The following is a 26668-nucleotide window of genomic DNA, read 5'->3' as shown; positions in this document are numbered from 1 at the left end:
GAACTTTGGTCAGCCGTCTAACCGTAGTATAGCCGGGCGCCCGCCAATGTCAAGGGAAAACGCACCGGTCGGCCGTTGCCGGACGCGGGTCGGACCGTCGTTTTATGCCCGGAGTACGCTATGAGTCCGAGTTAATGAACCAGTCCGGCGCGTACTGCTGCGCAGCCTTGATTATCTCACGGTCCCGATCGTCAAGCACTCCGCGCTCCACCAGTCCCCGGACGGCGCGCTGCAACAGGACTATCCTGTCGCGCACCGGTATGAGGGCCGGGTAGTATTCGTTGTCAAAGAAAATCCGGAACCGTCTGCTCATGTGCTCGTTCTCCAGCATTCCGGCAATAGCCCGCTGCAGATCACTGCCGTTCAGCTCGGCAAGCTGTGCCTTCGGCGAACCCACGAGGTTGGTCGTGTGCTCCAGATTCTGATTGCACTTGAATGCCATCTGCCAGCACTCCACCGTGCCGAGCGAGTTAATTACGAGCACGCTGACGGTGATCTGCTGGTTATTCGCATCCGTCTCGACACCGTGCATGAACGGCAGGTAGCGGTTGTCTGTAATGCCGCCGAAAGCGCTGACGCCGCCGGCAAAGGGATCATCGATAATGTCGTCAATGGTGAAATACGGTTTCCGTTCGAACCGCGCGTCCTGGATAAGGAGGAATTCTTCTTCCGTGAAATGGAAGCGCTCCTTCCACCGGTCCTCCGGGCTATGGTCCTTGCGGGTAAGGGAGGATTGGCTGGTCAGCATGCCGATAGCCTGGCCGCCTCGCCACACGAGGGGCAGGACGCCAAGGGCCCACTCGGCCGAGCCGCCGATTTCTCCGATCATCGACGTGAGCCCGCGCCCGTCGGAAAACTTCAGGCCGTCAATGCCGAGGATGACCCCGGGCAGAAGATCACCGTCCTTGTCCATGGGAGTGGAAATGCCCGCCTTGTTCAGGATGCTAATGGGCGTCTCGTGGCGTGGTCGGTCAAGAAAGAAGGCGCTCAATCTGCCGATGTCGGAATGGCCGTAGGCCCTGGCAATAATGTCCGCGGCCTCCAGCAGCTTGGCCTCCCGCGGATTGAACTCGGGGAAAAACGCTCCACCCATCCATCGCTGCACGTAGATGTCGGGCAAATGGCGCTTCACGTTGGCCTCGGTGATAAAGAGAGCGGTAAGGCTGGAGTGCAAGCCTTTGATCGACTTGGTCGTGCCGTCGATGACATCCGAGCCCATCGATAACTGAGTCACGCTGCGAGGCATACTCAGCCCGTAGTCGGCCCGGTGTCGGTCCAGGCCGAACACGGCGCCGACCGGAATGGTCGGATTTCCGCCGGGTTCCTTGCCCGGCTTTATACGGGCACCCTCGGTAATGGCGGACTCAATGAGCACCTGCTCGCCTTCCGGCAGGGTCTCGGTGGTAGTCTGAAGCACTTCGGCCATGACCTGGGCCGCCGTCCGGTCGTTCGCTCTCTTGAGCCGGTTCTGCAACTCCTTGGTGACGTGGTGTTTTGGCACCCGTGTCAGGCTGCCCCGACCGTGAAGAGCCACCGCCACCGCTGCCAGGCCGGCCGATAGAATTACCGACTGGCGTAGCTGCCGGTTTCGAAGCGCCCCGAGATTCGACCGGCCGTTGATGCGGTCCGAGAGAGTGATTATCGTGCAGGCGTCCAGGACGATGTCGTAATTGGCCAGAACCGCCTTGTGGCGGTGATTGAACTCCCATATCCGATCCTGCTCAAAAACAAACTCGTCCTGGCGTCCGCTGTACTCCGGCGGGTGAGTGCCCACGTCGAATCGCAAATCTGTATCCATGATACCCCATCCTGTCCATACTGTGCGGACTGCGTGATCGGCTACACCATATTTAAGGAATCCGGCGTTTAAAGACAAGTCTCCAGTCAAGAATTCTGGGCCGCTTTCACGCAGGGCTCCCGTCGAATCGGGGTCTGGCGTTGTCGCCGTCCCGACGGCAACCGTGCACAGTGGGCGTTACCGGCCGGTCAATACAGCCGGTCAACCAACCCGGTCATCTTCTGCACGGCGGGTTCGTAATCGGCACGCACGCGCCCAAAGCAGAACCCAATCTGTTCATAGAGGGCGACGGCGTTCAGATCCACCAGCCGCTGCTTGATCGCGTCCTTGATATCCATGTACTGAATCGTGTTCTTGGCAAAGCCGCTCACGGTGACGCCGGATAATCCCTTAAGCAGCAGAACGACCGAGTTCGCTCCCGCCTCCATACCGAAATTGGCGTCGAAGGCCGACGTGGAGCCGGCTCTGACGAGATGACTCGGCACAATGGTCCGGATTTCCGGAACCGTGTACAGTTCTTCCACGAACATGCCCTGCCGCATCATGAACCGTTTGACCTCATCATCCGCCTGAAGGCGCTTGGTCAGCTCTGAGGCTACGTACCGGGAGGCCCCGGCCAGCTTCTTGTGACCGAAAGTGTCCACCCCGGCGTTCTCGTCGTACATGGCATGCCCCGTCGTGTCCTTCAGCCCCTCGGCTACCACGATCGTGTACGTACCGGTTTTTATGTCGCTCTCCAGGATCCGTTTGGTGTACAACTTCCGCATGTGCCGGTAGAGTTCGTCGAAGTCGACGGGTATCTCGGGAATAAGAATGGCATCAGCCTCTCCGGCAACGCCGCCCCTGAAGGCGGTGTGGCCGGCGTACCGGCCGAACACCTCGATGATGATGATCCGATTGTGGGTGCGGCCGGTCGTCTTGAGCTCGCGGACGAGAAAGCCGATTCGGTTTATGGTCGAGTCACCGCCGACGGAATACGGCACGAGGTCCAGATCCATCGTTTTCGGCGCGTGTATGCACATGATTCCCTGCGCTGCCAGGTCCAGCACCACCGAGCCGGTATCGTCACCCCCGCTGATCACGAGACCGTCAATGCCGAACTTGGTCAGTCCGTCCTTTATGCGCTCATACTTGTGCTTGTCCTTGATCGCCGCTATCTTGACACGGGAATGACCCGCCTCTGACCCGGCCAGGCCGATACTGAAGGAATCGACCCGTGCCGGGGTCAATTCGACCAGGCTGTCCATATGCGTCAGGTTGTACAGGCCGGCGTACCCGTTGGGGATGGCATAGGCGATGGCGCCCCTGCGGGTTGCCATCTGAGCCGCCCCCTTGACGACCGCGTTCAAGCCTCCGCAGTCGCCGCCGCTGGTGATAATACCAATCTTGTTCACGTCGTTATCCCTTCCGACAGGCGTCTCCGCCCTTTACGACAAAGCTGCACGTGCGCGGGACCGAAACGATCGGCCCGCGAAGGATAGAGTATACGGGGCAGACGGGGGATAGTCAAGATAACGGCGCTATACGGCGCTGCTCTGCTTTTTCGCCGGTCGTTGCTGGACGGAAGGGGCTGAGGCTACGGGAGCGTTGAGTTTCTGCGGCCAACCCGCCCGCTGGGGTGGGCGAGTATGGCGTTTATCACGACGGCACCGTCGCGATTCCGGATGTCAAAATCGAATTCTACTTCATCCAGGGGGGCCAACCGACGGCCCGGCTTACAGATTTGGTATCCGCTTCTGAAGCGGAGCTGATCTTCAATCTCGAGGTAGATTGTCCGATCAGTTACATCAATAACTTTTGCCTGCACAATGACTCCTTATATCATGCATGCAATACGTTTCGACCCGGTTGCTACAAGCCCCGGGGGTTACTTGTGCTATTAGACCGCGCTGGTGTAAAGTTATCCGGTACGCCTAAACGATTGCTTTAGCGGGTGTACTAAATACCATCTTAGGCAATCAGTAATAGCTTGTCAAGTCCCTGAGCGGAGAAATTATCCAATTCCGACAATTTTTCTCAATCTTAGGCCTAAGACCTGCTGCTACAGGTAGTTAGATGCGGCTTGCTCCCGGACGGGCGTTACGGCCGAGGCTGCGGCCGGTGCCGGAACAAGAGGGATCAAAAACGTATTGCCTTTTGTTTAATATTCTATATAATGGGTCCAAACGTTACACGATAGGCGGCCCCGCAGGCGAGCCGGTAGTAATTATGTGGTGGAAGATACTGCTATTTGTTGGAATGACTGCGATGATCGTCGGCAGCTACGTGCTGCCCGCCCCGCAGCAGACCATCGGCGATGCCAGTCGTGTCTTTTACTACCACATACCTCAGGCCTGGATCTGTGTCCTGGCATTTACGATGTCGATGATCTTCTCACTCCGGTATCTCGGTAAGAAGGCGATCGTGGAAGACGACCGGGCCGTGGCCGCGGCCGGTCTCGGCTTTGTCTTCTGCCTGATGGCGACTGTTTCCGGATCGATTTTCGCCCGGGTAACCTGGGGCTCGTTCTGGAACTGGGACCCCAGGGAGACCTCGATCTTCATTCTCCTGCTGATATACGGCGCCTATTTCGCGCTGAGAGGGGCGATTGACGTAGAGGAAAGGCGCGCGGCACTGTCGGCCGTGTATGCGATCTTTGCCTTTGTCACGGTGCCGTTCCTCATTTTTGTGGTCCCCCGGATAGTTCCTTCGCTCCATCCGGAGGACTCAGTCGTCAGTTCAGAGTTGAGATTCACCATGGGGCCGGCCGTGCGGATCGTGTTCTTTTCGTCGCTGGCTCTGTTTACGGTTCTGTTCTTCTGGATGTTTTCGCTGGCGCGCCGGGTAACGGTGCTTATCCGGGCGGGTCTCGAGGAGGCTTAGCAAGTGGACGGCAACTACATAGCCATGTTCGTTACACTGGTCATCTGGGCCGGTCTTTTTGTTTTTCTGTGGCGCCTGGACAAGAAGGTCAGGAGACTCGAGGAGCGGTCGAAATGACAGCCAGGTACATCGTTGGCGGTGTCATCATTGCCGTGTTTCTCGTATGGGGGGCTTCGGCTTTCCTTCAGACAACCGTTCAGTACGTTTCGATTGGAGAGGCCGGGCGGAGTGCCCGCGTGGTCCAGGTGATGGGTAAGATCGATTTCGATCACGTGACCTATAACGCGGCGGCGTCCCGCCTCGAATTCAGCATCTACGATACCGAGGCGGTCGATCCTGCCCTTGCTCCCAGGCTGCCGGTGGTTTATTACGGCGTCGTACCCGGCAACTTCGAGCAGGCCACCTCGGTGGTGCTCAAAGGGAAGCCGGACGCCGAGGGCACCTTTGTGGCCGAACAGATGCTGGTCAAGTGCCCGTCCAAATACCAGGGGGAGAGCGGCGACGAGTATCAGAATGTCCGCAAGCATCAGGACGCGCAAGGCACCTCCGGGGTTTGATGATGGGATATGAAGTACCGGGCGAGCTGGCCGTCTGGTTTGCCCTTGTCACCAACGTGCTCGCGGGCATTTCCTTTCTGCTCGCGGCTCGCGGCAAAGCCGCATTCGAGACGCTGGCTCATCGCAGTTACCATCTTTTTGTCATTTTTGCGTCGCTGGCGGTGGCATACCTGCTGTACCTGTTCTTCTCGAACAACTTCGCTTTCAAATACGTGTACGAGTACTCCCGGAGCGCTGAGAGTTTTCTGTACGTGCTTTCCGGCCTGTGGGGCGGGCAGGAGGGTACGTATCTTCTCTGGTTATTCATGAACGCCCTGTGCGGGTATCTCATACTCAGATGGGCCGCGCAGTACAAGGACTACGCGATGGCCGTTTTCAGCCTGGTGAACCTGTTCTTCCTGCTGATCCTGGTCAAACTGTCTCCTTTTGCCCAGCTGCCGGTTCCGGCCTCGGACGGCCTGGGACTGAATCCGTTGCTTCGCGACCCGTGGATGGTCATTCATCCGCCCGTCATTTTCGCCGGTTACGCCGTTGCGGCGGTGCCGTTCGCGATTGCCATGGCGGCGCTTATCCGGCACGAGTATACCGGGTGGGTAAACCGGGTCTTTCCGTGGGTGGCGCTATCTGCGCTGTTGATCGGCGCCGGAAACGTGCTCGGCGGTTACTGGGCCTACAAGACCCTGGGCTGGGGCGGTTACTGGGCCTGGGATCCGGTCGAGAATTCGTCGTTTGTCCCCTGGGTGATCGCTCTGGCGCTCCTGCACGGCCTGATTATTGAACGCCGCGGCGGAGGTCTCCGCAGAATCAACCTCCTGCTGTCGGCTTTCGTATTCCTTCTCGTCGTGTACGGAACGTTTCTCACTCGCAGCGGTGTCCTGGAGGAATTCTCCGTTCATAGTTTTACTGATCTCGGGGTCAACGTCTTTCTCGTCGGGTTCATGATTCTCTTTACCGCCATGACGGTGCTTCTGTTCATTCTACGGGCCAGGGGGATCCCGTCAGCGCCGGTCGATCTCAGCTATTTCGGCCGCGAGTTTGCCATGCTGGCAGCTCTCACGGTGCTGTTAGCCTTTGGTGTCATTGTGTTGTTCTGGTCGTCGCTGCCAATCCTGACATCGACATTCACGGCCGAGCCGCGGGCAGCGGACATAGCGACTTACAATACCTTTGCCCTGCCGCTTGCCATAATCATGGCTTTCCTGCTTACGTCATCGCCTTACCTGAAGTTCACGGCCTATCGGCTGCCCTTTGCGGGCGGGAAAGTAGCGCTCGCCCTGGCGGCTGCGGCGGTAGTAGGGTTCGGGCTGTTCTATTTTCTGCTTTCGACCGGCCTGACGTTTTCAATCCTGTTCACGCTCGTGGTGGGCGGCATGCTCGTCTACCTCTTCAAGTCGGATCTTCGGAAATCGCTCCTGCCGGCTCTTGCGGTTTTCCTGATCACGATCGGGGTCGCGGCAGCCTTCGGCGTCAGCGATTACCTCTACCTGCTGTTTTTTGCCACGGCTGCAATGGCTGCGACCGCCAACGTTATTTCGCTGGCCGAATTTCTGCCGTGCCGCTGGAAACTGATGGGAGGAGAAGTGACCCACTTCGGGTTCGGCCTGATGCTTATCGGTGTCCTGGCATCATCCGCTTTAGGCTCCAGTGAGAAACTGGTCATCGGCAGAGGGCAGAGCGCCGAGGCTGATTCGTACGGGCTGACCGTTCAGTACCTGGGCATGGTCAACGACCTCGAGCATCCGAACAACGAGCTCATTCTGACTCTCGATCAAGGTGCCGGCCCGGACGAGATCCATCCGCAACTGTACTTTTCCGAGCGAATGGGCGGCATAATGCGCAAGCCGTTTATAGAGCGGTCGCTCCTGTACGATCTGTATCTGGCCCCGGAAGACGTTCAGGCCGGTGGCAACACGAACGGCCTCACCCTGAAGAAGGGAGAGGCCCGCCGGATTGGCGATATCAAAGTTTCGTTCAGCGATTTCGAAATGGGGGGGCACATGGATCCGCGAACCAGCGGCATGAGGGTGCTGGCGAGAGTCGACGTTGAATACGAGGGTACGGTCTCGACGATTACTCCGGTAGTCGTGCACACCGAGGATTCCACGGGCCGCCCGACGGTAATTTCTGAACCGGCCAGATTCGTCGTGGCGGACCAGGAGTATAGTATGTCGATCGAGCGGATTCTGGCCGACGAGGGTGCGGTGATACTTAGCATCCCCGGCCTGCTCCCGGATACGCCCGCCGACCGGCTGGTCCTGGACGTCTCCAGGAAACCCGGGATCAATCTCGTCTGGCTCGGGACTACGCTTATCCTGCTGGGTTGCCTTATTTCCGTGATCCGTCGTCGGGAAGAGCTTGTCAAGGCCCGTGGCTGGCGATCCTGATTTGCCGGAGCGGCTTAAGCTCCCCCATTAAGTAAGTCACGTATCGTGCGGGCAGGCAGGTACTTACGCGGCCCGCGGTAAGCCCGGCCGGTTTGCCTCTCGATTGGCTGATCCGGTACCCTACAAATGTGATTCCTTAGGCGATTGAAAGCTTGACAAATGTGATAGGCTTTGTTACGTTTTTCACAAGATATCGGTTAGCGTCCGATAACGTACGCGCGGAACCAGCACCGAGGCAAGGTGATGAAACCTGTACGCTCAACCGCCGCACTGAGAGCTTCGGCATAAGTCAACACTTGCCCACACAGTGGTCTACCGCACGCTGACACAAAGCCGTGTCAGTGAAGAAGAGGGTAAGGGATACCAACATGTTACACGACGCAGCACGAAGATGGCTGGCCGGATTGTCGGTGATTGTTCTGCTGGCCGGGGGCGGGGCCCTGGCGCAGGACGATGAGACTTGTTTGGGCTGCCACGGTGATCCGAACTTGACGGGGCTCGACCGGCACGACAATGAAGTGTCGATGTACGTCGGCGAGGATGCGGTCGGTTTGTCCTCGCACTCGGGGATGAGTTGCGTAGAGTGCCACGTCGATCTGGCCACGGTTGATGATTACCCCCATGCGGAGGACCTGGTCGCAGTCGACTGCGGCAATTGTCACGCCTACGAAGCGCGGATCTACGATAAGCACGGCCGGGTCGTTGTGGGTGAGGACGAAGACGTCCCCAGTTGCGCCGGCTGCCACGGGAGCCATGACATATTGCCTTCAAGCGACAGGGCATCTCGGGTCAGCCCGGAGAACCTTCCCAAAACGTGCGGTACGTGCCACGAGGACATCGACCTGACCACCAAGCATGAGATTCTGTACGGTGAAGCCATAAGGTTGTTCAAGAGCAGTGTCCACGGGCGGGCGATTTCCGGCGGCGTCCTGCTGGCGGCATCCTGCAACGACTGCCATTCCAGTAACGGTACTGCCCATCGCATTTACGGGCCCGGCGACCACGAATCGACCATAAACCATTTCAACATCCCGAAAACCTGCGGTCGGTGTCACTCCAGCGTCGAACAGGAGTACTGGTTGGGCATCCACGGCAAACTGGTGGCGCGCGGCGAAACGGACTCGCCGGTCTGCACTAACTGCCACGGTGAGCACGGCATTATCGCGCCGTCTGATCCTCGTTCACCCGTAAGCCCGACCCGGGTAGCCGAGGCGACGTGTGCGCCGTGCCACGAGTCGGCTTCCCTGAACGAGAAGTACGACATTCCCACCGGTCGCCTGAGGTCCTGGTACGACAGCTACCACGGCCTGAAGAGCAAGGCCGGCGACGTCACGGTGGCCAACTGCGCCTCATGCCACAATGCCCACATGGTTCTTTCGTCGACCGACCCGGCATCCTCGGTCAACACCGCCAACCTCCAGCATACCTGCGGCGAGTGCCATCCCGGCATAACAGCGGCCATGGCCAACACACCGATTCACGAAGCACCCGGTATCTCACAGACTCCGGCAGCCGACGTCGTCAAGAACATTTACGTTGTTGCCATTCTTCTGATCATCGGATCCATGGTGGTCCACTGGCTCGTCGACCTGCGCAGACAGATTCAGCTGGTGCGGGCCAAGAAGCAGATCCGGCGCATGACCACCAATGAAACCTGGCAACACACGTTCCTGATGGTGACGTTTGTTGTTCTCGTTTTGACCGGTTTCTCGCTTCGTTACGCCGCGTCCTGGTGGGTGGATCTCATGTTCGGGTGGGAAGGTGGGTTTCCGCTTCGCGGCATTATTCACCGCGTGGCGGCCGTGCTGTTCATCTTTGCCACTGTATGGCATGGCCTCTATCTGACCACCGCACGCGGCAGACAGTTTGTCAGGGACATGTTTCCCACGCTGCGCGACTTCGAGCAGTTCTTCCTGATGATCAAGTACAACCTGAACCTGGCGGCTCACAGGCCGAGATTCGGCCGCTTCAGCTACGTCGAGAAGGCCGAGTACTGGGCCCTGGTCTGGGGAACGGTGGTGATGATTCTGACCGGCTTCTTCCTCTGGTTCGACAACGTCGCCGTCCTGTGGTTTCCCAAGGGTTTTCTCGACGTGATGCTGGTTATCCACTACTACGAGGCCTGGCTGGCCTCGCTGGCCATTCTCGTGTGGCACATGTACTCGACGGTGTTCAATCCCAGTGTCTACCCGATGAACCCGTCGTGGATCGACGGCATGATGCCGCTGGACGTTTATCGACACGAGCATCCGGACGACCCGGCGCTGGCTCAGTTCGACGAGGCTGGGTCGGGAGACCGCGCGGAGAGCACGCAACCCGCCATTTCAAGGTTGCTGGTCCCCAGGCCGCCGGTTCAAGTGAGCAGCAGTGCTCAGGCCGATTCGGGCGATCCTCCGGCAGACGACTGAGGCCGTCCCGGCCCGATTCGCCGGGAACCGGTTTTCTGCCTTCAGATTATGTTCGCATACAGTGCGGCCTGCTCCCGATGACGGGCGGGCCGTTGTTTCCCTTATTCCATCCGCCCGGCCGCATAGCACGGTCTCCCGACTGAAAACGATGTGAAATGGGCAATCATCATCCGGGGAGGGATCTTTTGGAACCTCCGGCGTCCCGAGGATATAACTTTTATCTATTGCCGGTAAGGGAGCTCGCAGGTGCCCCTATGGCCCTTTGGGGAGTTCAATGATTGTCTGATTGACTCTTACGGACTGAGGTTTTCCTGAATGTCAAGTGAATCTCGACTGATGATATTGATGCAAATGTCATTTGATGGACTCAAGTAACTTGTGCTAAAAAAGAGACGAGTTGAGTCTTCACTTGGAATCAACCTGGAGCCTTGATCAATCACAACTGCGCCAAGAAACTGATAGGATGCCGAAAGAATAGGTTTGTCAAACTTCAAGTCTATTTTGATGTCTCGTAAAACACGACTCTCTCTGTCCCTGAAAACCAACTGAGTTAGCTTTTCCCCTGATGGCAGGTCTTGTGCGAGCACGGACTTGGCCTCAACTCTCTGGAGTCGTGTTCGTGGCATTACTGGATGAAGTTCCCCCGGTTCAGTGGACACATAGAAAGTATCAACCCTTGCGACAAACGGCATGACGGTATCAGAGCTTAGGTTACGCACCAAAACAAGAGTCGTGTCGGTCGTACCTTGAACCCCATCAATCGCTTCGAGAATTGACCTGGCTTGTTCTTCTTTAGCACCGTCACTGAGAATCTGATCAATCTTTGTTTTCAGGTGACGTTGAGCGGTATCTTGTTGGTACCAGCCCAACCAGATCGTCGCGGAGCCCAATATAATCAACACCAAGGCCATTATATTGCCTTTCCCCTTCTCCTTGCCCTTGACCGCAGAGAGAACGAGAATTATCGTCGCAGCCACAGGAAGACCGCACCGGTATATTAGATCAAGCAAACTCTCCATAAATAGAAAATAGTGCCACCCATCACTGTGGTCAAGCGGGATCGCGCGTGCTTAGTCCTGTCGCCCGGGTGGCCCACAGCTTGCTGTGGGGTTCCCTGGATCAAAGTCTATCCCCAAATATCATAACTGGCCTATTCAATCCAAAATAACCCCGCCGATCACCGGGGTGAGTCTTTTCTGTGGCGGGGGACAATCTGTTGGAACCTCCGGCGTCCCGGGCGATATAATTCTTAATTTGACGCGCGCATAGGTATCCTGGCGGGATGCGGCAGGCCAACCCGGCCAACCCGGAGCCTTGACAACATGCGGCGACTTGTCTATTTTAGCCGGGTTTCACCGCGACTATGTATGGTCGGCGGTTACCCGGTTAAAAGGCACTAACAATAGAGGTGAGGAGTGGTTTGATGCCTCAAGATGAATCCCCGGCCATGATCGAGGCCAGAGGCCTGAGCAAGTACTATGGTCCGTTTGTGGCTGTCAAAGACATTACCTTTTCCATTCCCAAGGGGCAGGTGGTGGCGTTCCTCGGCCCCAACGGGGCCGGCAAAACCACCGTCATGAAGATCCTCAGCGGCTTTCTGTCGCCGAGCGAGGGGACGGCTTTCATTGCCGGTCTCGACGTTCAGCGGCAGCGGCTTCAGGCCGCCACACGGCTGGGCTACCTTCCCGAGGACGGGCCGCTGTATGACACCATGACGCCGCTGGAATCGCTGCGCTTCTTCGGGCAGGCGCGCGGCCTGTCCGAGCAGCAGTTGCAGCGCAGTGTGGACCAGGTGGTTGAACAGTGCGCGCTGCACGAAGTGCTGGAAAAGCCGATCGGCAAAATCTCACGCGGCTACCGCCAGCGCGTCGGCCTGGCCCAGGCTCTCCTTCACGAACCGAACGTTCTGATCATGGACGAACCGACGGCCGGGCTTGATCCCAACCAGATTCGGGATTTCCGGTCGAACGTTACCAGGCTCGGCAAGTCCACAACGATTCTGATCTCGACGCACATCCTGCAGGAGGTCGAGGCGGTCGCTGAGCGGGTGTTGTTTATCCATAACGGACGTCTGGTATATGACGGTTCTACCAGCCAGATGACCAGTGACAGATCGCTTGACGAAACGTTCTATCAGCTGACCGACTACGGGCGGCCGGCGACGAAGACGGACGCGGGGGGCCAGGTATGAGGCTGAACTGGAAACTGATCTGGGTGATTTTCAGGCGCGACCTGCGAACGTCGTTCAGCAGCCCGACCGGATACATCTTTATCACCTTGTTCATCTTTTTGTCGGCCGCCGCGGCCTTCTGGCAGCAGCGGTTCTTTGCCAACAATCTGGCCAACCTTGACCAGCTCAACTCCTTCTTTCCTTATGTCCTGCTGTTCTTTGTGCCGGCGCTCACGATGGGTGTCTGGGCTGAGGAAAGGAAGCAGGGCACCGATGAACTTCTGCTGACTTTGCCAGCTACCGACGTCGAGATCGTCCTGGGCAAGTATCTGGCAGTGCTGGGTGTCTTTACGGCGTCGCTGTTGCTGTCGCTGAGCCACGTGATTGTTTTGTTCTGGCTCGGCTCGCCCGACCTCGGGCTGATGTTCGGCAACTACGTGGGCTACTGGCTTATCGGGGCGGCCCTGGTGTCAGTGGGCATGCTGGCGTCACTGTTGACGGCTAACGTGACCATCGGTTTTATCCTCGGTGCGCTGTTCTGTTCGATTTTCATCCTGCCCGGTTCCTCGGACTGGGTGCTCAACGAGTGGTTGCAGAAACAGCTTTTGCCGCTTTCGGTCTTTCGCTATTTCGGCGATTTCGCGAAAGGCATAGTCAGCCTGTCCGGGTTGCTCTATTTCGTGTCCCTCGCCGGGCTGATGCTCTATCTGAACGTCGTAATCCTCGGTCGTCGCCACTGGCCGGTCCACATCGAGGGGCGACGCTACTGGCTTCACCAGGCGGTCCGTATTGTAGCCGTGGTCGTCGCCGTCATCAGCGTGAACGCCATCCTTGGCCGGCCCGGTTTCCGTCTTGACACGACCGCCGAGCGGTTGCATTCGCTGTCGGACGAAACACGAGAACTGCTGAGCGAACTGCCCGATGACCGGCCGGTGCTGATCCAGGTTTTCGTGAGCCCCGAGGTGCCCCGGCAGTACGTCGAGACGCGGGCCAATCTGCTTAGCATGCTTGAGGAAATCGACGCCGCGGCCGGAGACAAGGTGGAAGTGCTCGTCCACGAAACCGAACCGTTCTCCGCCGAGGCCGCAGACGCCCGCGACAAGTTCGGGATTCAGCCCCGTGAGGTAGTCAGTTCCGAAAGCGCGCGCGTCAGTACGGCCGGCGTGTTCATGGGCGTGGCCTTCGCCAGCGGGGCCGGGCAGGAAGTCATCCCGTTTTTCAGCACCGGGCTGCCGGTCGAGTACGAGTTGATTCGCAGTATCAGAGTGGTAGCTAAAACGCAGCGCAAGCGCGTCGGAGTGCTGACCACCGAGGCCAAGGTGTGGGGCGGCTTTGACTTCGAGACGATGAATTCCATGCCGCCCTGGTCCATTGTCTCTGAACTCAAAAAGCAGTACGAGGTCGTTCAGGTCGACCCCGCCGAGCCGATCACCGAAAGGCTGGACGGGTTGCTGGTGGTGCTGCCGTCATCGCTTTCACAGCCGAAGATGGACAACCTGGCCCAGTACGTCCTGCAGGGGCGCCCGACTCTGCTTTTCATAGACCCGCTGCCGATGGTAGACCCGGGCCTGTCACCGGTGCTGCCGCCGGGTGCGCAGTCAAACCCGTTCATGCGACAGCAAACCCAGCAGCCGGAGAGCAAAGGCGACATTCGTTCTTTCCTGGCCCGGATCGGCGTGCAGTGGAATTTCTCGCAGCTTGTCTGGGACACCTACAATCCTCACCCCAGCCTCGGGCAACTGCCGCCCGAGATCGTCTTTGTGGGCGAGGGCAACGAATCCGCGGACGCTTTCAGTCAGGCCAGCCCGGCCTCGGCCGACCTTCAGGAGCTCGTCGTTCTCTATTCCGGGTACCTGTTTAAGGCCGGGATGACGCCTTTCAGTTTTGAACCGCTGCTTCGTACGGGCCATCTTTCGGGCGTGCTCAACTGGGACCAGGTAGTCCAGCGCGGTTTCTTTGGCATGAGCCTCAACCGCAACCCGCGCCGCTTACCGACCGGCGAATCATACATCATCGCCGCTCACGCTACCGGCCAGACGGTGGACACTGTGGGCACGTTCCCCGACAGCCTGGGACAGTGGGCGACGGAAATCCGGAGGGTAAACGCCGTGGTTGTGGCCGACATCGATATGATCTCCGAGCAGTTCTTCCTTTTCCGCCAGCAGGGGATCGAGACGCTCAATTTCGATAACGTGACATTTGCGTTAAACTGCATGGACCTGCTGGTGCAGGACGAATCGTTCATCACCCTGCGCAAGAAACGGGTTCGACATCGCACCCTCGAGGCGGTCGAAGCGCGGACCCGCGAGTACGTGCAGCGGCGGATCGACCAGGAACGGGAGGCGGAAAACGAGGCCCAACTGGCTCTGGCCGAGGCCCAGGACCGTCTCAATGAGAAAGTGGCCCGCGTACAGAACCGGACCGATCTCGACGACCAGACCAAGCAGATCATGATGAGGAATCTGCAGGAGGTCGAGAACCGAAGGTTCGAGGTGGCTAAGGCCAACGTCGAGTCCAAGAAACAGGCCCGCATTGAGCGTGCAAAGGCCAGTATGGAAGTAGCCATCAGATCGATCCAGAGCCGCATCAAGACACTGGCCGTGCTTCTGCCGCCTATTCCGGTGTTCATCATGGGAGTCTGGATCTTCGTGCAGCGGCGTCAGCGTGAACGCGAGGGAGAAACCGCGGCCAGGAGGTTAAGGAGCTAAACATGAGTGAGACCAAGAAGACGCTGATTCTGGGCGCAGTAGCCGTGGTCCTGGCGATCATCGCTATTCTCGTTCGCCCGGCGCGGATTACTCCGGAAGCGTTCCTTGACCAGGGCGAACCGTTCTTTCCGGATTTCACCGACCCGAACGACGCGACCACCCTGGAGGTGATCGACTACGATGAGGCGACCGGTTCGGCACGCCCGTTCAAAGTGACGTTTACACAGGGCCGATGGACGATACCGTCTCATCACAATTACCCGGCCGATGCCAGGGACCGGCTGGCTAAGACGGCCGCCGGCGTCATTGACATCAAGAAGGACGATTTTCGCACGGACAACGTTGCTGATCACGAAGCGTGCGGCGTGGTCGACCCGCTGGACGAGTCAGCCGCGGGACTGTCCGGCCGGGGCAAGCGAGTCACTCTCAAGGAACAGGGCGGCGCCCTGTTGGCCGACGTCATCATCGGCAAGAATATCTTGTCGCGCCCGGGATTTCGGTTTGTCCGGGTGCCGCAACAGAACCGCGTATATGCCGCCCGCGTGGACGCGGATATCTCCACCCGGTTTGAGGATTGGATCGACAGTGACCTCCTCCAGACTGACGCCGACAGGATCCGCCGGCTTGTCCGCCGGGATTACTCGATAAACGAACGTACACTGTCCATCGAGCAGGGCGACAACCTGATCCTGACGCTTCAGAACGAAACGTGGACGGCTGATCGGATGTCAGCGTCACAGCAGGTGGACTCTTCGAAAATGAAAGAGCTGCTGACCGCGCTGGATGAGCTGTCGATTGTCGGCGTGCGGCCCAAACCTGGGGGCCTGTCGGCCAGCCTGAGGGGAAGCAGCGGGGAAACGACCGTCTCGCAGGCTGACCAGCTCTCTTTACAGCAGAAGGGGTTCTACCTGTCCCGCGACGGCCAGTTACTGTCAAACGAGGGAGAGATGCAGGTTTCTACTACGGATGGCATCACCTACACTCTCCGGTTCGGTGAGGTCCTGTACGGTTCAGGGCTGGCCGTGACGGCGGGTGCGGAGGCGGAAAAGGGTGATGAATCCGGCACCGAAGAGAACCGGTATCTGTTCATTACCGCCCGCTTTGATCTTGACTACTTCGGACCCCAGCCAGCCGGTCCTGCGAACGATGAATTCCGCACCAAGCCCGACAGCCTCCTTTCGGTCAAGGATCGGCAGAACAAGGAGCGGCAAGAGGCGCTTGACCAATGGCAGAATAAGGTTGATCAGGGCACGCGACTCGCGGAGACGCTCAACGCGCGCTTTGCCGACTGGTATTACGTCATTTCCGGCATGAGCTTTGAGAAGCTGAACCAGAGCCGAAGTTCTCTGGTCGTGAGCAAGTAACAGAAGGGCCAGCAGGGTGTCCTCACTGCCGGGCGGAGCGACAGGCGACAACCTCGACGCGTGTCGCCTTGCGCTGCAGAGCCGGCATGAACTCGTATTTCACATGCCGGTCCGGTTGAAATGGGTTACGATATGATGGTTACGTCCTGTGCCTGCGGCCCTTTCTGGGTCTCCACGATGGTGAATTCAACTTTCTGGTCCTGCTCCAGCGAACGGAATCCCTCACCCTGGATCGCGCTATGATGAACGAATACGTCATTCCCTTGCCCTCTTTTGATAAAGCCGAAACCCTTGGCGGGGTTAAACCACTTGACAGTACCAGTCTCACGCTCTGCCATATTGCCTACCTCCTCGATGACCCTGATCAATGTCCGACAGAGCAGTTCTTCCCGGCCTCAAAGAAGCAATACCCCAGAAGCCACAACCTCTGCCATTAAGCGGTAATTTACTGTCCGGCGCCCGGATTTCCAAATCAAAAATCACACCGGGCTGGCACAGCCCCGGCCCGCCGGTCGGATTGCTTTCCTGCGGTGGACAAACCCAGCGGTGACGGGCCGGCAAAGAAAAACCGCCCCCGGCAAAGCAGGAGAGCGGTTTTATTCCTTTTGCCCTCGCGTGGAACCGGTTCAACCGGCCCTTGAGTAAAGCTCGTTCACCTTGGTCCAGTTGATGATGTTGAAGAAGGCCTGGATAAAGTCCGGCCGCCGATTCTGGTATTTCAGGTAGTACGCGTGCTCCCAGACGTCCAGGCACAGCAACGGGGTTTTGCCGACCGAAAGGGGAGAGTCCTGGTTGGACGTGCCGATGATTTCCAGACCGTCCGCGCCGACAACGAGCCAGGCCCATCCCGAGCCAAACACGCCGGCCGCAGCAGCGGCGAACTTCTCCTTGAAACCATCGAGCGAGCCGAACGCACTCTTGATCGCATCGGCCGCCGGGCCGCCGAACGGCACGTCCTTTTTCATGATCGACCAGAAAAAGGAGTGATTGGCGACACCGCCTCCATGGTTCCGCACTTTCGTGCGGATGGCTTCCGGAAGCGCACCCAGATTGGCAAGCAGATCCTCTACCGCCTTGCCGTGAAGCTCCGGGTGATCCTTCAGGCTGGCATTGAGGTTGTTGACGTAGGCCTGGTGATGCTTGTCGTGATGTATGGTCATGGTTTCCTTGTCGATATACGGCTCCAGCGCGTCGTACGCGTAGGGCAGATCAGGTAACGTATAAGGCATCAGCGTCTCCTCTCATTTTATTGGTTTGCGATCGATATGCACCTCTTAACACCGTCGCCTTTCAGGGGTTCCTGAAACGCGGCCGCAACTCGACCGGGGTCAGCAGGTAAAATCGACGTGGGCAGAGCGAGCAGCCCCTGCAAACGATCCGGCCTCCAAGTAACTACGCGGCCGGCGGCAAGGCAAGCACCTTTTGCCCGGAGGGATTCTGCATCTATAAAACCGCGGACCGGATACTCGGCGCACCCGGTCCGCAGATCGCATCTCGTCTCAGTCTCCGGACTGGGACGTAATCCAGAAGTCCCTGGGGTAGAGACGGTAAAGCACGGTCTCGTCGCCTTCCACGCTCTTGAGATACTGCTCGTACGACTGCATCTGTTTTTCCGGGCCGATTACAAAGTACAGACTGTTCGACTCGGCGGCGGCCTTGCGGCTGGACACGCCGTACCCGGGCAGCACCGTCCCGTAAGTAGAGGTCATCCGCGCATACAACGTGTCACCGAGGTTCTCATACTCTCTCAGCTGGAGAGCCTTCCCGAGGAAGTTCCTGACAACGTCCGGCGTCTGACCGTCAGCGAGGTCCGCTGCCATCACCTCGCCGCGGATCTCATACCGCGTGCCGGCGCGGATCCTTGAAAACGTCTGGGCAATGGCGTACTCGGCCAGAGCAGGGTCATACGGCGCGCTTTCCAGTTCACCTATCACAAATTGCATAGTCTGGGCCAGGTCAGGGCAGCGCTCCGCATAATAGGTAAGGCGACCGGTAAATTCGTTGGGCCGCAACCCGTTAGAGTATGCCAGGCCCGCGGCCCAGGTCTTCATGAAGATGCTGTGCGCACCGCCGCCGCTGTAAAGGCAGGACGATACATAGTTGAGCAGCCGGTCCTGGTTGCTGCCATCTTCATAGCCGGCGCAGTCGGCGCTATTGATGTGCACCCCGGACCGGGTGGCCTCATTGACCAGCCCGACAAACAACGGTTTGACCGGCTCACCGGTCCGCTGCCGCAGCCGAGACGTAATCACGGGGGTGGCGGAGTAACGATTCCGCCGCGATGGCGTGGTGTCAAGCCGGCCCACGATGTTCTCAACGGCGGGTCGTATGATCGCCTCGTTGGCCTCATTGGCCACGACGAAGCCACGTACGTTATCCTGCCTTCGTACTAACGAGAGGACTTCCGAAAGAGCGGCCAGGGCGTCATTCGGATGAACGCGCAGATCAGACACGAACCGGGCGCAGAGGTACCGCCAGTCGTCGGCAAGCGAGACGTCCGGCAAATCCGAGAGTGTGAGTTGGAGATCCTTGAGGGCCTCGTTCATGTGCCCTCGAGCTGTCTCTGAAGCCGATCTCATCAGTGAAACGGCGTCCTCCAATTCGGCTGGAACGGTCGCTGTGTCCTGCGGGCCGGCAAGAAGGCTCAGGATATCCGTCAGATCGGATCGCTGCCTGCCTTCAGCAAGCCCGGCCAGCAGTTGCATGAACTGTGTGAATTCTTCAGGTTGGTCACCCGCCTCCTTTAGCTGCCAGCGAAGCCGAAGCAGAGCATGGGACTGCGTCAGAAAACAGCCGGTGTTCAGAAAGAGAGGATTGGACTGCCTCCAATACGCCGTGGCTGGTATGGTGACCCAGGATTCTTCAGAACCTTTCATGCGGTTGCGCGTCTGACCGAGATTCAGATCAATGACGTCGCGGATACGCGAGAGGTTTGCCGGCCGCAGGTCAGCGTGGTAAAGGATGTCGTTTAACCAACCGGTGGCCTTGGCGGTCTCGTCCGTATGGCTGGCCTGCGCGCGGAGAGTCAGCTCGACCCGCTCAGTTCGCGCGTTGCGTGTGTAGTACGCGTGCAGACCGAGGATCTCCCGCCGCACGGCCTCCTGCATTTCATCGTATGCAACGGCGCGCCCGTCCTTGAAAAGCCCGACGTCCGTCAGCAGGGACGGCAGAATGGCCAGGTACATCAGCTGGGTCTCGGGAACGACGTACATGTCAAAGGCCAGCCCGATGGAAGAGCTCGTCATGGCGTTAAAAGTCGACACCACGAGGCGGCCGCCACCGGGCAGCGTCTCAACGGTGTACTGAAGCTGATCATCGAGAGTCATGGGAGGGTTGTCGATAAATGGGGGCAACTCGATGGACCGGCCGGCCGCCTCGATCTCGGCGGTCCTGGCGTCGTACTCGGTGCGATAACGGTCAACGGCCTCTTGCTTGGTGGCGATGCCATACTTGTCCTTCAACGTGTTGGCATATTGCTCGATACGCTCCGTTCTGGCCTGTTCGCTCCGCGCCTGGAGACCGGGGTCCGGTCTTGTCGCCACTGCGTACGGAGCGTCGGCGATCAGGCGCCATTTGTCGATATACTCGCGCCAGATGTTTACGGGTGAACCCAGCAGACCTTCAGCGTACTCCAGTTCATCCTGGAGAATAAGGGAGCGCCTGAATCCGCCCTTTTCGTGAAGGCGCGACAGGTGGCTCATCCAGGCCGAACCGGTCCCTCGGGTTCCGAACCTCGGGGGGGAGTTGAGCATATCGCGCAGGTTCTTGCGGCTTTCGATCACGCGGTTGAGCGCCCGCTGGTTAAAGGCCAGCAGTTCGTCGGATCCGTCCGGCATGGCCGCTATGCCCTCAAGTTCCGCCAGGATCAGCGACCGCAGGGAATCGATCATCTCCAGGCTCGTGGCCTCGCGCCGCACGTTGCTCAGACCGATGAAAATGGGATGTCCCCAGTCGGTGTCTACCCAGCCGAAGACGCCCGTGGCCCCCACGTCGATGACGCGCTTCTCGGAATTGATGAACTTGTTGAACAGGTTGGAGGTCTGGCCGCTGGCCAGGTTGGCAATCAGCAGTTCCAGCAGAAATCGCTCCCTGGTCTCAGTGAACTTATCGGCGGGCCAGGCAAACAGAATCATGCCCGGTTCGCTCTCGTTCGGATGCGGGAAGGCCACCTGCCGGACAGTGCCGATCGGCGCCGGGGCGGATTTCGGCAACTGCTGCTCGAAATCTTCAGGATGAGAACCGGCCGTGGCATCCGGCTCGGCTTCGGCCAGAATCTGCCCTACCCGTGTGAGGAAATCCTCCAACGTGATTTCGGCCGGGATCACTACGACCGCCCCCATGTTGTTCAGGTGGTGGGTGGCGGCATGGAATTCCCGAAGGCCCGCGGGCGTTACGGTCCTGAGAGCCGGCGGATAACCGCCCGCTGAGAAGGACAAGGGATGCTTCTCACCATAGAGAAGCTGACCCAGGTCACGCGCCAAATTACCCCACGGTCGCTCGAACGCAGTGATCATTTCAGCATATACGGTCCCCTTTTCCTCCAGCTCAAAGGAGCTGTCGGCCGGGTTGAGCCTCAGGCCCATGTTGCAGACCTCTCGCTGTATCTCCTCATCGGAGTAGTTCGGGTGCAGTGTCGCTTCAAGCTTTGCTTTAAACAGGTCAAAGAAGACGTCAACTCCGGCCGACGTGTTGAAGTGGTAACAGGTCCGCACCTGTTGAGTGAATGCGGAACTGTTCCCCAGCGACATGTCCTCGAGCGAGGAGACATATTGCCCGCGCGTCCCCTTGCCGAGCAGCAGGTGCTCGAGAGTGTGAGGGGCACCCTCGTCACTCGTGGGAGGCGTATTCACCCACATGAACGATTGGGGAAGGGTTTGAATGCGAAGGAAATCCAACACAAAGCCGCTCCGGGCGTGCCGGAAACGGGCGCCAATGGCGCTACCGGCCTCGTTGTCATAGAGCGCCTCAACCGTGAAGGCGGCGATCTCCTGATTCGGCGTAAGCCCGTCCAGCGCCGCGTCGCATAACGCGGTACAGCAGGCGGCCGCAACCAGGATCGCACCCAACAGCATGATCCTGACGGATTGTCGTCTCATCTCGCAATGCCTTTCTGCACGTATGCTTCTTCCGGTTCCAATGCACCTGCGCAGCCCGGCAGGACCCGAGCATGCACGGGAACCTCTCACTGTAGATCGAATAATACCAAAAGACGAGTTCATATTCAATACCGTTCAGCACTGTTCAGCGAGGATAGAGGGCAGCGATGGCCAGGATCGCCCTCTTGAACGATCATACGTATATATTCCCCCGCCGGTTGCGGATATTCCCACGCCCCGGTGCCCGTTGCAGATCAAGAGCGCCGGAGGTCGGCTACGGGCATACGGCGGGATCCGCTCCGCTGATAAAGAGATATTGAATGAGGCTGGTCAGATCGCCAATGTCGACAATATGTTCGGAGTCGCCGTCGGCGTTTGCTTCCCGGTGACAGCACAGCGGGCTATGCGAGATAAACAGGAAATCAATCAGCTTTGTAAGATCGCCGATGTCTATGATATCATCTGAATCACAGTCCACGTTGCCGGTGAGATCCATGCAGCAGCACTCGTCGCCGGTGCCGTCATTGTCCGCATCGGCCTGGCCGGGATTGTAGTCGTCCGGACAATTGTCCGTCGGGCAGGTATTGGCGGCATAGCCGGGGTCACCGAAGCCGTCACCGTCGGTATCCGTACACTCGTCGCAGGCATCGCCGATGGTGTCTCCGTCCGAGTCCGTTTGCTCAAGATTGGCCAGGTCGGCGCAATTGTCACAGGGATTGCCCAGTCCGTCGCCGTCGCCATCGGCCTGATCGGGATTGGGTTCACCGGGACAGTTGTCACAGGCGTCGCCGACTCCATCGCCGTCACCGTCGGCCTGATCGGCATTGGGTTCACCGGGACAGTTGTCACAGGCATCGCCGATTCCATCGCCGTCGTCATCGGCCTGATCGGTATTGGGTTCCCCGGGACAGTTGTCACAGAGGTCGCCGTGCCCGTCACCGTCCGAATCAAGCTGGTCGGGATTGGGTGTGCTAAGGCAGTTGTCGCACGCATCACCGGCGTCGTCACCGTCGGAGTCGATCTGGAACGGATCGGGCGTGTCCGGGCAGTCATCGCACGGGTTGCCGATTCTGTCACCATCCGAGTCAGTCTGGTCTGGATTCGGCAGCGCCGGGCAGTTGTCACACGCATCGCCGACCAGATCGCCGTCGGTGTCAGCCTGGCCGGTGTTAGCTTCGTCGGGGCAGTTGTCGCATGCGTTTCCGATATTGTCGCCGTCCGTATCGGCCTGGCTCGGATTGACGACCCCCAGGCAGTTGTCGCACGCGTCCCCGGCTCCGTCACCGTCGCCGTCAGCCTGGTCCGCGTTGTATGCATAGGGGCAATTGTCGGTCGGGCACTGGTTCTCCGGGTAACCGGGATCGCCGTAGCCGTCGCCGTCGCTGTCCACGCAGAGGACAGATGCCGTACCCTCGCGGACGAGCGATGGGTCACCATAGAGACAGAAGTCAAACATGTTCTGCTGCGACTGCCAGCCCCACCAGAAATAGTGGTTAAGGTAGTAGAGTTTTGCGTCGAAGAGGGCGTTACCGACTTTCTCGCCGTTGACGATCATGTAGCGGAAGAAGTCGTAGTCTATGGAGGCGTTGCCGCCGCCCCACTGGTCCCAGCCGATCGCGTACCACGAGACCCTGGTAGAGACAACGATGCCGGAGGAGCCGTGGCGCAGCAGTTGCCGTCCCAGATTGTCATACTCCGGCCAGCCGTTGTTGCACGAGCAGGAAAAGACAATCGAGGGGTGGTTGTCATCAAGATTGTTCACGACCGTGCTGTATATAAACGCGTCCCAGTCCATCTCGTCAGGGGACTGCGTCTCGGGGATGCCGTCGCCGTCGTCAAAGGCCCACCACTTCCTCCAGGCACCGGTGTTGCTTCCGTGGGCCCACCAGTTGACGACGCCGTAGTCGCCGGCGGACCAGTCGCTTATTACGTTTTCATAGCTCAGCGGCAGGTCACAGGTGTACGTGCTCGGATTCAGACCGGCCTTTTCATACATCGTCGTGTACGTCCAGCCGCCGAGTATGTCAGTAATCATGTCCTCCATGAGCGCGGCGCCGTCGGTCCGATCCCAGCCGGATTCATCTTCGTCGGCATAGTTGCTCATGGCGCCCAGCAGCAGGGCGTTGCTTTTCCAGGACGCGGTATCGCTTTCAAAGACGACCAGCTTCTGACATATCGAGGCGACCGTGGCCGAGTCGCTGAACGGGATTCGCCCGACGATGACTTCGGGTACAAAGTCAACGTTGTCCTGACCGTATTCACCGTGGAAGCCGTCTCCGTCGCTGTCCCAGTCGCCGGTCAGGTCCGCGTAGTAATAGTCCGTCGGCGGGCAGTAATCCGAATTCGGCTGGTGGTTGGTGGGATCAGGAAAGCAGTGCCGCATCGGGATAACGTCGATGTCCCCGACAATCAGCACGTACTCAATACCCCAATCGAGATAGGTAGTACTAAGGAAGTTTCTGATCCTCTCGGGCAGATCGGCGCCGCTGTAGCCGCTGCTGATCCAGGCAGTGGTGACGACCTCGACGCTGAAGCCAATGGACTCTTTCCAGTTGACCAGGGCAGTCACGGCGCCGCTCAGGGCGTCCGTCGTGACAATCACGTAATCCGCCGCGATGGTGTCGGGTGACTGCCGGGCAACGGCGGGCGGGTACCACTGGCGTGCCTGAGAGTAATTCACCAGAAGGTCGGAGGCCCGTTCGTCGGCCCTGGTATCGGCCATCATGGCGTCTGCGCGCGCCAGACCGGACGGCGACAGGTCGTAGTCAATGGAGACCGTCAGGGAGGGTGTGAATACGAGCTTGCCCGAACGCGGGTTATAGGCGAACGGAAAGTAAGACACCCTGACGAAAGAGTACTTCCTCAACCCGCCCGTGCCGAGAAATTCCCCGGGCTTCTCAGGATACGTCTGGTCGGATTCATAGACTGTATTGTAGCTTTCCTGCCACTCCCGGCGGCACTCGTCAACCATCGCCTGTCGGTCGTCAGTCGGCAGAAACGGTGGTGCCGGCATGATCCGGTAGCGGCCGTCAATTTCAAACTCGCCGTCACCGGCAACAGAGACCGAAAGAATGCTCGCGCCGGGCGGGACTGCAATCATATAGCTCCTGGCCGGAAGGAGCGGCTTGCCGGGTACCGAGAGGTAGCTGAAGCCTTCCATCGTGACAACCTGCTGTCCGTCCGGCTGGTCGACTATCTCGTAGCCTCCGGCCTGAAGGCTCAGGGTCAGATTTTCCGCCCCTGCATTTAAGGCTGTCACGGCAAATGCAGCGGCCAGCCAGACCAGGCATGCAGATCCGCACCGAGCGGCAGATATACCTGTCCTTGCTCTCTTCGCACGTGGCTGGGTTACCAAGCGTCGTCGGCGTCGGAACAGGACCGGTTCGAAGTTGTAGTGCATGCAATCGGGCTCGATGTGTAAACTAGGCGACTATTAAAGTGTACCGTCTTATCCGGCATCTGTCAATACAAAAGATCGGCAGAAAGCGCCGCAAAGATGAGCGGTGGGCGTCCAATCGGCACGCATACCCGGCAGAGTCGGGCGGCATGGTGAGGCTGTGCCTCGGAAGACGTGGCTGCCGATATCAATGCCGACCAGGTCTGCGCGGGCCGCCGTAGAGCGAGCCAAGGTACCGGCCTTTGGGATCAAGCCCGAAATGCTCCTGCACGAGGCGTACCATGAGAGCTTCAAGTTCAGACGTAGTCCTGCAGCAGATCCGTTCGTAGAGGTCTTTGGATATGTCAAGAAACAGGTTGAACAAGGAGCGATCGAAGTGGCTTCCGCTCTGCCTCTTCATATAGGCAATGGTGTCGTCGTAGGAGAGGGCCTCCTTGTAGGGGCGATGAGACGTCAGGGCATCGAAAACGTCGACGATCGCAAACACCCTCGCCGCAACCGGTATCCGGTCGTTGCCCAGCCCGTCGGGATAACCGGAACCGTCCCAGCGCTCGTGGTGGTGCACGACGACGTCGCGGGCGTCCTCGAGCCAGAGAACCCCGGCAATGATGCGACCGCCCCTGACCGGGTGACTGTTCATCAGGCGCCGCTCGTCCTCGGCCAGTTCTCCCGTCTTCAGGAGGGTGGCGTCGGGTATGCCAATCTTGCCGATGTCGTGCAGGAACGAACCTTTGATGAGCGCCTGGATCTCCTGCTGGTGAAATTCTGCTGGCACCGCAAGACCGGCGGCGTACAGCGTCACTTTCAGGTTATGGTCGTTCGTGCCGGTGTCGCGTTCTGCGATGGCGTTGCCGAGCGCCTTGACCATCTGTACGTTCGCGCCGATCAGATCGTACTGCGTGGCTGCCAGCAGGGCCTCCAGTATTGTCTCGAAGGGCAGAGTCGCCGCCGGGGTGCCGGGCCGGGCCGAATTCTCGCCGGTTCCTGCCGGCGAATCCACAGTCCGTGCATGGCAGCCGAATTCCTTCAGGATCAGCAGAGTGACGGTGGTGCAGTACTCTTCGGGAGATACATCGGACGGACAGTCGTCAAGAAGGTCAGCCAGTTCTTCAACGATGACTCGCTTGAGGGTAGAGTTCTCCAGCTTTCGGGAGATTCTTGCTTTGATGACGTCTGAAAGCGGCATAGCTGTTCCCGAACATTGAGGCTGACGTCCGCCGACGCAGTGCGTGTCCATCGGCCGCAGAACCGTGACTCGCGCGCCCGGGTCAGCCCGCTGCGCCTACTGTCTGCGGTATTTCCCCATTAGATGACCCTGGGCCAGGGTATGTCCTTCCATCGCACTCAGAAGCCCCGTCTTGGTCACGCGCCCCGCGATCTCCAGCATCGTATCGAGGGCATAGAGCTTGAAATAGTACCGGTGCGTGCCTCCGGGCGGACATGGGCCGCCGTACCCGTGCCGGCCGAAATCCGTCACGCCGTGCCTGGCGCCGTTGGCGAGAGTCTCCTCGGGCGGAATGCTCTGAGGCAGTTCCGTGGTATCGAGCGGGAGGTTAAACAGCACCCAGTGGACCCATGTACCCGCGGGCGCGTCGGGGTCGTCGCATATCAGCGCCATGCTCTTTGCCGCCGGCGGCACTCCGCTCCAGGAAAGCGGGGGAGAAATATCCGCGCCGTCACAGGTATACTCCCTGGGAATCATGCCGCCCTCTTCGAAGGCGGCACTGGTGACGATTATCGCCATCTCTTCTTCTCCTTTTGGCAGTGATTCAGGTTCTTCCTTTTCCCCGCAGGCACCTGCAAGTATGCCCGTTACCATCAATAAACAGAATAAACGTAACATCAACTGCAACTCCTTCTTAATAGCCGTCGCGTGCTGTTCGTGATGCAGACCGTCAGCGATGCGTGATTCTACGGACAGTCC

General features: G+C 59.0%; 17 protein-coding genes. 8 read left to right on the top strand and 9 right to left on the bottom strand.

Translation table 11 applies throughout. The features are described from left to right. Positions 1-118 precede the first annotated feature (118 nt). Both VMY05_05480 and VMY05_05475 read right to left on the bottom strand, forming a co-directional pair. Positions 119-1798 (bottom strand): fructose-bisphosphatase class II, encoded by a 1680-nt coding sequence (locus tag VMY05_05480; GenBank protein HUV30528.1) that lies wholly within the window; start codon positions 1796-1798, stop codon positions 119-121. 188 nt (positions 1799-1986) lie between these two features. Continuing rightward, positions 1987-3192: a 6-phosphofructokinase gene (locus VMY05_05475; GenBank protein HUV30527.1), complete on the bottom strand. Its 1206-nt coding sequence runs from the start codon at positions 3190-3192 to the stop codon at positions 1987-1989. A gap of 661 nt (positions 3193-3853) precedes the next feature. Between VMY05_05475 and VMY05_05470 the strand changes: the two genes are divergently transcribed. The 5 genes from VMY05_05470 (at position 3854) to VMY05_05450 (ending at position 10009) form a co-directional block, all read left to right on the top strand. Then, positions 3854-4660, top strand: a complete 807-nt coding sequence (locus tag VMY05_05470) for a cytochrome c biogenesis protein (GenBank protein HUV30526.1) — start codon at positions 3854-3856, stop codon at positions 4658-4660. A 3-nt stretch (positions 4661-4663) separates the two neighbouring features. Then, positions 4664-4777, top strand: coding sequence for a CcmD family protein (locus VMY05_05465; protein ID HUV30525.1), 114 nt, complete (start codon positions 4664-4666; stop codon positions 4775-4777). Then, complete coding sequence (locus tag VMY05_05460; GenBank protein HUV30524.1) at positions 4774-5217, top strand: cytochrome c maturation protein CcmE; 444 nt, start codon at positions 4774-4776, stop codon at positions 5215-5217. The genes VMY05_05465 and VMY05_05460 overlap by 4 nt, the downstream gene beginning before the upstream one ends. A gap of 2 nt (positions 5218-5219) precedes the next feature. Further along, positions 5220-7601 (top strand): cytochrome c biogenesis protein CcsA, encoded by a 2382-nt coding sequence (gene ccsA / locus VMY05_05455; protein ID HUV30523.1) that lies wholly within the window; start codon positions 5220-5222, stop codon positions 7599-7601. 368 nt (positions 7602-7969) lie between these two features. After that, entirely contained in the window at positions 7970-10009 is a 2040-nt protein-coding gene (locus VMY05_05450; GenBank protein ID HUV30522.1) for a cytochrome b/b6 domain-containing protein, read from the top strand. Between the two features lie 293 nt (positions 10010-10302). On the opposite strand, the gene VMY05_05445 is transcribed toward VMY05_05450, so the two are convergent. Next, on the bottom strand, positions 10303-10986 hold the full coding sequence (locus VMY05_05445; protein ID HUV30521.1) for a hypothetical protein: 684 nt from the start codon (positions 10984-10986) through the stop codon (positions 10303-10305). A gap of 446 nt (positions 10987-11432) precedes the next feature. On the opposite strand from VMY05_05445, the gene VMY05_05440 reads away from it, so the two are divergent. Genes VMY05_05440 through VMY05_05430 form a run of 3 tightly spaced genes read left to right on the top strand, consistent with a single transcriptional unit; the run spans position 11433 to position 16251 of the window. Beyond that, a complete protein-coding gene (locus tag VMY05_05440; protein HUV30520.1) occupies positions 11433-12200 on the top strand; it encodes an ABC transporter ATP-binding protein in 768 nt (255 codons plus the stop codon). Further along, positions 12197-14887 (top strand): Gldg family protein, encoded by a 2691-nt coding sequence (locus VMY05_05435; GenBank protein HUV30519.1) that lies wholly within the window; start codon positions 12197-12199, stop codon positions 14885-14887. Before VMY05_05440 ends, VMY05_05435 begins: the two co-directional genes overlap by 4 nt. 2 nt (positions 14888-14889) lie before the next feature. Next, positions 14890-16251, top strand: coding sequence for a DUF4340 domain-containing protein (locus VMY05_05430; GenBank protein HUV30518.1), 1362 nt, complete (start codon positions 14890-14892; stop codon positions 16249-16251). Between the two features lie 125 nt (positions 16252-16376). On the opposite strand, the gene VMY05_05425 is transcribed toward VMY05_05430, so the two are convergent. The 6 genes from VMY05_05425 to VMY05_05400 form a co-directional block, all read right to left on the bottom strand. Then, complete coding sequence (locus tag VMY05_05425) at positions 16377-16589, bottom strand: cold-shock protein (protein HUV30517.1); 213 nt, start codon at positions 16587-16589, stop codon at positions 16377-16379. A 288-nt stretch (positions 16590-16877) separates the two neighbouring features. After that, positions 16878-17480: a superoxide dismutase gene (locus VMY05_05420; GenBank protein ID HUV30516.1), complete on the bottom strand. Its 603-nt coding sequence runs from the start codon at positions 17478-17480 to the stop codon at positions 16878-16880. 270 nt (positions 17481-17750) lie between these two features. Next, positions 17751-21347, bottom strand: a complete 3597-nt coding sequence (locus tag VMY05_05415; GenBank protein HUV30515.1) for a hypothetical protein — start codon at positions 21345-21347, stop codon at positions 17751-17753. A gap of 274 nt (positions 21348-21621) precedes the next feature. Continuing rightward, positions 21622-24606: a C25 family cysteine peptidase gene (locus VMY05_05410; GenBank protein HUV30514.1), complete on the bottom strand. Its 2985-nt coding sequence runs from the start codon at positions 24604-24606 to the stop codon at positions 21622-21624. A 325-nt stretch (positions 24607-24931) separates the two neighbouring features. After that, entirely contained in the window at positions 24932-25930 is a 999-nt protein-coding gene (locus VMY05_05405) for an HD-GYP domain-containing protein (GenBank protein ID HUV30513.1), read from the bottom strand. A 96-nt stretch (positions 25931-26026) separates the two neighbouring features. Continuing rightward, a complete protein-coding gene (locus tag VMY05_05400; protein ID HUV30512.1) occupies positions 26027-26488 on the bottom strand; it encodes a YbhB/YbcL family Raf kinase inhibitor-like protein in 462 nt (153 codons plus the stop codon). Positions 26489-26668: the final 180 nt, after the last annotated feature.

Source organism: Acidobacteriota bacterium (genome assembly GCA_035529075.1).
Lineage (GTDB): Bacteria > Zixibacteria > MSB-5A5 > GN15 > FEB-12 > DATKXK01.
This window is presented reverse-complemented; position numbering and strand designations above follow the sequence as displayed.